This is a genomic window from Microcoleus sp. D2_18a_B4 (genome assembly GCF_036702475.1).
GTDB lineage: Bacteria > Cyanobacteriota > Cyanobacteriia > Cyanobacteriales > Microcoleaceae > Microcoleus.
In genome coordinates, this window is sequence record NZ_JAUBTL010000098.1 from 1 (window position 1) to 7,137 (window position 7,137).

A 7,137-nucleotide genomic window follows, 5' to 3' on the forward strand; every position below is an offset into this window, starting at 1 on the left:
TGGGCATTGGGCATTGGGCATTGGGCATGGGGCATTGGGCATGGGGCATTGGGCATGGGGCATTGGGCATTGGGCATTGGGCATTGGGCATTGGGCATGGGGCATTGGGCATGGGGCATTGGGCATTGGGCATTGGGCATACCTCACCACGCTTGAGAACCGCTATATTGGCGGCAATCCCATGACTCATCACTGATTTGTGGTTAGCGCAAAGATGACAGTTTCATGCGGTACGCCGATCGCGAAACAGGCGCGATCGCGGGTTCTTCAACGGCCGCATTTTTGTTTTTGGCTTCAGAAATATTTTCTGCAAGTACGGCGAGCGATCGTCCTGCAAAAATATCGCACAAAGGCAATTCTATCTGACAATATTCTCGTACCTTTGCTGCTAATTGAATTGCCAGCAGCGAATTTCCTCCTAGTTCAAAAAAGTTATCGGTAATGCTTAACTGTTCGATGCCGAGAACCTCACAGCAAATTCTCGCTAACATTGCCTCAATAGGGGTGCGCGGTGCGACAAAAATCTTTGCTTCTGGAATTGCGGCATCCGGTTCAGGCAGTGCCTTGCGGTTAACTTTGCCGTTCGCCGAAAGCGGCAGAGCCTCCAGAATTATAAATGCAGAAGGCACCATATAATCGGGCAGTTTTTCACTCAGAAATTGTCGCAATTCTTCAACCGCAGGCGCAGCGTTTTGTTGGGGAACGATATACCCTACTAAGCGCTTTTGACTGTGATTTTCTCCGAAGGCGGTGACAATGGATGCTTTGACTGCTGGGTGCTCGTTCAAAGCAGCTTCAATTTCTCCTGCTTCGATGCGGAATCCTCGAATTTTAAGGCGGAAATCTTCTCGTCCTAAAAATTCGATATTGCCGTCAGGGAGGAAGCGCCCTAAATCTCCCGTTCGGTACAAGCGATCGCCCGTGACGGGGTGCGTGAGGCAACTGGCGCGAGTTTTTTCTTCATTCCGCCAGTATCCTTTTGTCAGTCCAACTCCCGCACAGCACATCTCGCCGGCAACCCAGACGGGACAGTCTTCTAGCCTTTCATTCAAAATGTAATAGCGTGTATTGGCGATCGGCGATCCGTAGGGAATGCTTTTCCAAGAAGAATCAACAGTTTCTACCGGATACCAAATATTCCAAAGGGTAGTTTCCGTTGGCCCGCCGACACTGACAACGCGACATTCACGGACGATCGCCCTTAACCTCTGGGGCAGCGTTATCGGTATCCAATCTCCGCCGAGAAACGCCCAGCGCAAGCACTCTGGCAACACCTCAGAACGTCCGGCAGCGTAATCGAGCAGCATTTCCATCATCGGCGGAACCGAGTTCCAAATGGTGACGCGCTCTTTTACCATCAATTCTGTCCAGTGAGCGGGGTCTAGCCGTTGTGCGGCATCGGGAATGACGATCGCTCCTCCGGCCGCTAGGATGCCGAAGATATCGTAAACGGACATATCGTGGTGCAGTGCGGTGACTGCGATCGCGCGATCGCAGTCGGTCACATTAAACACTTGGTTGGTCTGAGCGATCGCATTGACTACACCGCGATGGGCGATCGCCACGCCTTTCGGCAAGCCAGTTGAGCCCGAAGTATAAATCACATACGCTAAATCTTCCGCTTCCTGCACCGACTCCAAAGCTTCGCCGCTTTCTGTTGCTAATTCCTCAGTATCAAGACAAATTCGCCGCACATTTTCCTGCCATTCCAAGCGTTGATTTAACTGAGATTGTGTCAAAACAATCTCAACTTCGCCATTTTCCAGCAAATACCACAGCCGCTCTTTTGGCAGCGCCGCATCTACGGGCAAATAAGCGGCTCCAGAGGCTAGAATTCCCAGGACAGCGACGATTTGCTCCCATCCTTTCTCCATGACAACGGCAACCAATTGATTAGGGCGAACTCCGAGATTTCGCAAGCGATGACCGACTTGATTCGATCGCCGATATAGTTCCTCATAAGTGAGGGTACGATCGCGCGTAATGATGGCTGGTTCGTGCGATCGCAAGGCGACTTTCTCAGCAAACAATTCGTGCAGCAATCCATCGGGAATCGGTGCCTCAATGCTGTTAGTAAAGGCTTGCTGAAACTGCACCGTTTTCTGCCAAGTTTCCTCTTCATTGGCGAGGCTTTGCAATAGGTGGCAATAGGCGTCAAACATATCGTCAATCATCCCTGGCGGGAAAAGTTCTTCCACCGCATCCCAGCTAAAAGACAGCCCGTCAGAAGTTTCGGTAAATTGCGCGTCGATCCAAACTTGCGGAGTTTGACCAATAATGTGCACCAGTTCTCCCAATTCTTGAATGAGAGAGAAGATAGAGGAATCTTCCCCAGGCGCGTTTTGCGGATCGATCGTAAACACGACCGGCATCAACGCTGCAGTTGTACCTTGCGCTTGAGCGAGTTCTCGCAAAACGCGCACGCCGCTGACATATTGGTGCTCTAAATCTTGCCAAAGCTGTTCTTGCAATCGCTTGGCTCGTATTTCAAAACTCTCTCGCTTGGAGTTATCTATTTCTAGCAGAGTAAATGACGCAAATTCTCCGATAATTTCCTCAACTTGAGAATGCAAAGGCAACCGATTAAAGCGCGGCACGTTGAGGGTAAACCGAGGCGTTTTGCTCCACAGAGACAGAACCTCCGCATAGGCGGCCAGCAATAAGCCCGTAGGAGTGAGGCTGGCGCGAGCTGTGCGCGTTTTGAGGCGCTGCCAGGTTTGCAAGTCTAAGCGATCGCTCCAGCGTTTAAATCGCGGCTGCGTTAAGGAATTCGGGTGTTTCGCGAGGGGCAATTCCGGCGCTGGTGGCAGGGTTTTGAGGCGATGGAGCCAGTAATCTAAGGATTGCTGGTAAAATGGGGAGTTTTCTAAGGCGATCGCGGCTAACACGCAGTCGCGGAAAGACAGTTGCAAGGGCGCGTGAAGCGGAGCTATCCCGTAGGGAATCGCAGTATGGGGATTGCGGTAAAACTTTACCAAATCGCCAAACAAGATTTGAAAACTCCAGCCGTCTATGCACAAGGCGTCAATGCTGATGTGGAGGCGGATGCGGCGCCCCTTAATTTTGGAAGCGCAAATCTCGAACAGGGGCCAGCGATCGAGCGGCAGCACTTGGTGCGAAAGGCGATCGCGGATTGCTTCGAGTTGTTCGCCGGCAACCTCTGGATCGAGCGATCGCAAATCCAAAACCTCAATTTTATAAGCGGGTACGTTTTCCAGAATTTGCTGCTGTCCGTTCGGAAGTACGATCGCCCGCAGCATATCGTGACGCTCTACAACTCGTTGCCACGCGAGGCTAAACCGCTCTAAATCTAACTCGTCGCTCTCAATTTCTACATAGCCGTGAATGGCAATATTGCCCATTTCAAAGAAGCTATTTCTGCCGATCCAGTACGCCTGCTGCATTTCATTGAGCGGAAATGGTTTGTAGCGATTTTGAGGATCGGGGGCGATCGCGGGCAGTGAAATCAGGGGTTCGGGCGACTGCTGGCTCTTAGCTTGTGCGATCGCAACTGCCAGACTAGCGACTGTGGGGGATTGAAACAGACAGCGCAATGATAGCTCGACTTGAAAGCGATCGCGCACCTTGGCAATCAGTTGAGTTGCCAGCAAAGAGTGACCTCCCAACTCGAAGAAATTGTCATTAATTCCCACTTGTTTTAAACCCAGAACCTCAGCCCAAATATCAGCTAATACTTGTTCTTCTAAAGTCTCAGGAGCGATAAAATCGGCCTCTGAACTGTTAGTTTCCGGTGCGGGAAAAGCCTTGAAATCTACCTTGCCGTTTGGCGTTAATGGCATGGCTTCTAAAAACATGAAACTGGCAGGCACCATATAATCTGGCAGTTGTTCCCGGAGAAAAGAACGCAGATTTTTAATCAGTGCAGAGTGCGTAGGGGCGGTGCCTCCGTGCCCGCCCGCGACTGCTGAGTTTAAAACGAGGTAGGCGATTAAGCGCTTTCCGCCTGAATCTTCCTCTCGCGCGAGAATGACTGCTTCTTGCACGTCTGGATGTTGGCTGAGTGCGGATTCGATTTCTCCTAACTCAATGCGAAAACCGCGAATTTTCACTTGGCGATCGGTGCGATCGAGAAATTCTAAATTCCCGTCGGGGAGATAGCGGACTAAATCGCCTGTTTTGTATAGGCGAGAGTGCTTCGCACACGCTTCGCGATCGCCTTGTTTGCTGCTAAAAGGATCGGGAATAAATTTTTCTCGATTCAGATCCGAACGGTTGATATATCCTCTGGAAACGCCCGCACCTCCGATATAAAGTTCGCCGGGAATTCCGATGGGAACGGGTTGCAAGTTAGCATCGAGTACATAGGTGCGGGCATTTGGAATTGGGCGTCCAATGGGCAAGGTTTTTGGGGAGTTTTTAACCGCAGAGGGCGCAGAGGGCGCAGAGGGGAGAGAGTTGCACCACGTGGCGACAATGGTTGTTTCTGTGGGGCCGTATGTATTGACTAGCCGCACTTTTTCTGATACGCATTTTTGCCACTGATTCAGGGATGCTGAAAGTGCGGTTTCTCCGCCAATAATTGTCAAGCGCACTGATGGGGGAAATTCTTGATTTTCAGCACTCAGTCTGGCCGTTAATTCGCGCCAGTAAGCTGTCGGCAAATCTAAGACGGTGATTTGCCATTCCCGGCATTTTTGCAGGAAGGAAGAAATGCTATCTAACATGGAGTTTCCGCGTAGTACCAAGGTGGCACCTTGCGTTAAACAGGGATAGATTTCTTCGGCGCTGGCGTCGAAGCTGAGGGAAGCGAATTGGAGAATGCGATCGCCTGCTTTAATGCCATATTCGACACTTGCAGCCTGCGTATAATTTGCCAAAGATTGATGCTGCACCATCACTCCTTTTGGCTTGCCGGTAGACCCGGATGTATAGATGATATAAGCTAGGTTTTCTGGCAAAACGGCGCTATCAGGATTTGACTTGTTTTGTTGAGCGATCGTCTGCCATTCTGCATCCAAGCAAATCACAGAAATATTATTTTTGGCTGGCGTTTCTGTTTTTAATTCTGCTTGCGTTAGCAATACCCGAACTCCAGCGTCTTCTAACATGAAGGCGAGGCGTTCTTTAGCATAGATCGGGTCTAGGGGTAAATAAGCGCCGCCTGCTTTTAATATGCCTAAAATTCCGACGATCGCATCGAGCGATCGCGCCATATAAACACCGACTATGGCATCTGGTTTTACCCCGAAGGAGTGCAAATAATGGGCAAGTTGATTTGCGCGATCGTTCAGTTCTCGGTAGGTTAAACTTTGGCATTCAAATTGCACCGCAACCGCATCAGGTGTTTTCGCCACTTGCGCTTCAAATAAGCGATGAATACAGGCATTCTGAAAAGAATTTATTCGAGTATTATTCCACTCAAATAGAAGTTGCTGGCGTTCTGCTTCTGCAAGCATGGGCAAATCTGACACTCGTGCGGAAGAATTGGCAACAATGCTTTCTAATAAGCTCTGAAAGTGTCCTACCATTCGCGCGATTGTAGCAGCTTCAAATAAGTCTAAACTGTATTCAAACCACCCTCTAATACCTGTCGCTGTGGCTTCTAATTCCAAGGTTAAATCGAAATTTGCTGTGCCGCTGTGAATCTGTTGGCAGTTCAGGCTTAAACCCGGCAATTCTAAGGCTAATTCGGAGGCATTTTGAAAGGCAAACATCACCTGAAATAAAGGCGAGTGACTTAAATCTCGATTCGGCTGCAATTCTTCTACCAACTTCTCAAACGGTACATCTTGATGCGCGTAAGCACCTAATGCAACCTCTCGCACTCGATTCAGCAACTCTCGAAAAGTTGGATTTCCATTTAAGTCAGTCCGCAGGACTAAAGTATTGACAAAAAATCCAATTAATGATTCGGTTTCGCTGCTGTTGCGGCTGGCAATTGGTGAACCGACGAGGATATCTTCTTGCCCCGTGTAGCGGTAAAGCAGTGTTTTGAAGGCTGCCAGCAATGTCATAAATACAGTGGTTTTTTCGCTGCGACTCAATTGCCTAATTGCCTCGGTTAAATGCTCTGGCAATTCAAATAATTGCCGACCTCCCTTGTAACTTTGAACAGCGGGACGAGAAAAGTCTGTTGGTAAATTTAGAACTGCTGCGCTGCCACTTAACTGCTGCTTCCAGTAAGTAAGTTGAGTTTCTAATATTTCTCCCTGCATTTGTTGGCGCTGCCAAGTTGCAAAGTCTGCATACTGAATTGGCAGCGGTGGAATCTTGGCTAAAGTCTTATTAGTAAACCCTTCATAAAATGCCGCTATTTCCCGTAAAAATACGCCCAAAGACCAACCATCAAAAATGATATGATGGGCGGACAAAAGCAGAGTATTTTCTGTTTCAGATAGGCGCAGAAGTTTGGCACGGAGCAGATTTGGTTGAGTTAAATCAAAGGGCAACTTGGCTTCTTCCGCAGACAGTTTTTGCGCTTCTTTATCGCGTTCCGCAGGGGGAAAATGGCTCAAATCTATCAGGGGTAATGGGAAAGTTTTTGCATCAAAGATAACTTGTATCTGTTCTTTTTCCCCACCAGCAAACGCAGTTCTTAAAATCTCGTGCCGATCGATAATTTTCTCAATACTTTGCCTGAGTGTTTCTGCATTGAGCTGTCCTGTGACCCGCACCGCACCGCAGAGGTTGTAGAAGGGGTTTCCTGCTTCCAATTGGTCGAAGAACCACAAGCGTTCTTGGGCAAAAGACAGGGGAAGATGGCGCGATCGAGAAACAGGTTCAATGACGGCTGCTTTGGTATTTCCTGTTAGTTGCTCTAGAATTTGCACTGCCAGTCGAGCAATGCTCCTATCCTCAAACAAATCGGCAACCGATACAGTAACGCCCAAGTCACTTTCAATTTGATTTTTTAACTCAAAAATTCTTAAAGAATCTAGTCCAAAGCTACTGAGAGGTCGATCGATAATATTTTGTGTTTTATCGCTGGCACTGAAGTGGATTGAAGATTCGTCTTCAGTCGGCTTTAGCTCACATCTTGCACCATTCTCAATTACTTTTTTAGGAACAGGCAAGATGCCTGTTCCACAAGAAAACTCATTTACTTTTTTAGGAACAGGCAAGATGCCTGTTCCACAAGAAAACTCATTTACTTTTTTAGGAACAGGCAAGATGCCT

Annotated in this window: 2 protein-coding genes; one reads left to right on the forward strand and one right to left on the reverse strand. The window is 48.7% G+C overall.

Annotation, left to right across the window (positions count from 1 at the left end):
* Nucleotides 1–196 (forward strand): hypothetical protein (locus QUB04_RS31085; RefSeq protein ID WP_333290530.1); only part of this gene is annotated, 196 nt, incomplete at its 5' end.
* Between the two features lie 7 nt (nucleotides 197–203).
* On the opposite strand, the gene QUB04_RS31090 is transcribed toward QUB04_RS31085, so the two are convergent.
* On the reverse strand, nucleotides 204–7,034 hold the full coding sequence (locus QUB04_RS31090) for an amino acid adenylation domain-containing protein (protein WP_333290531.1): 6,831 nt from the start codon (nucleotides 7,032–7,034) through the stop codon (nucleotides 204–206).
* Between the last annotated feature and the right edge of the window lie 103 nt (nucleotides 7,035–7,137).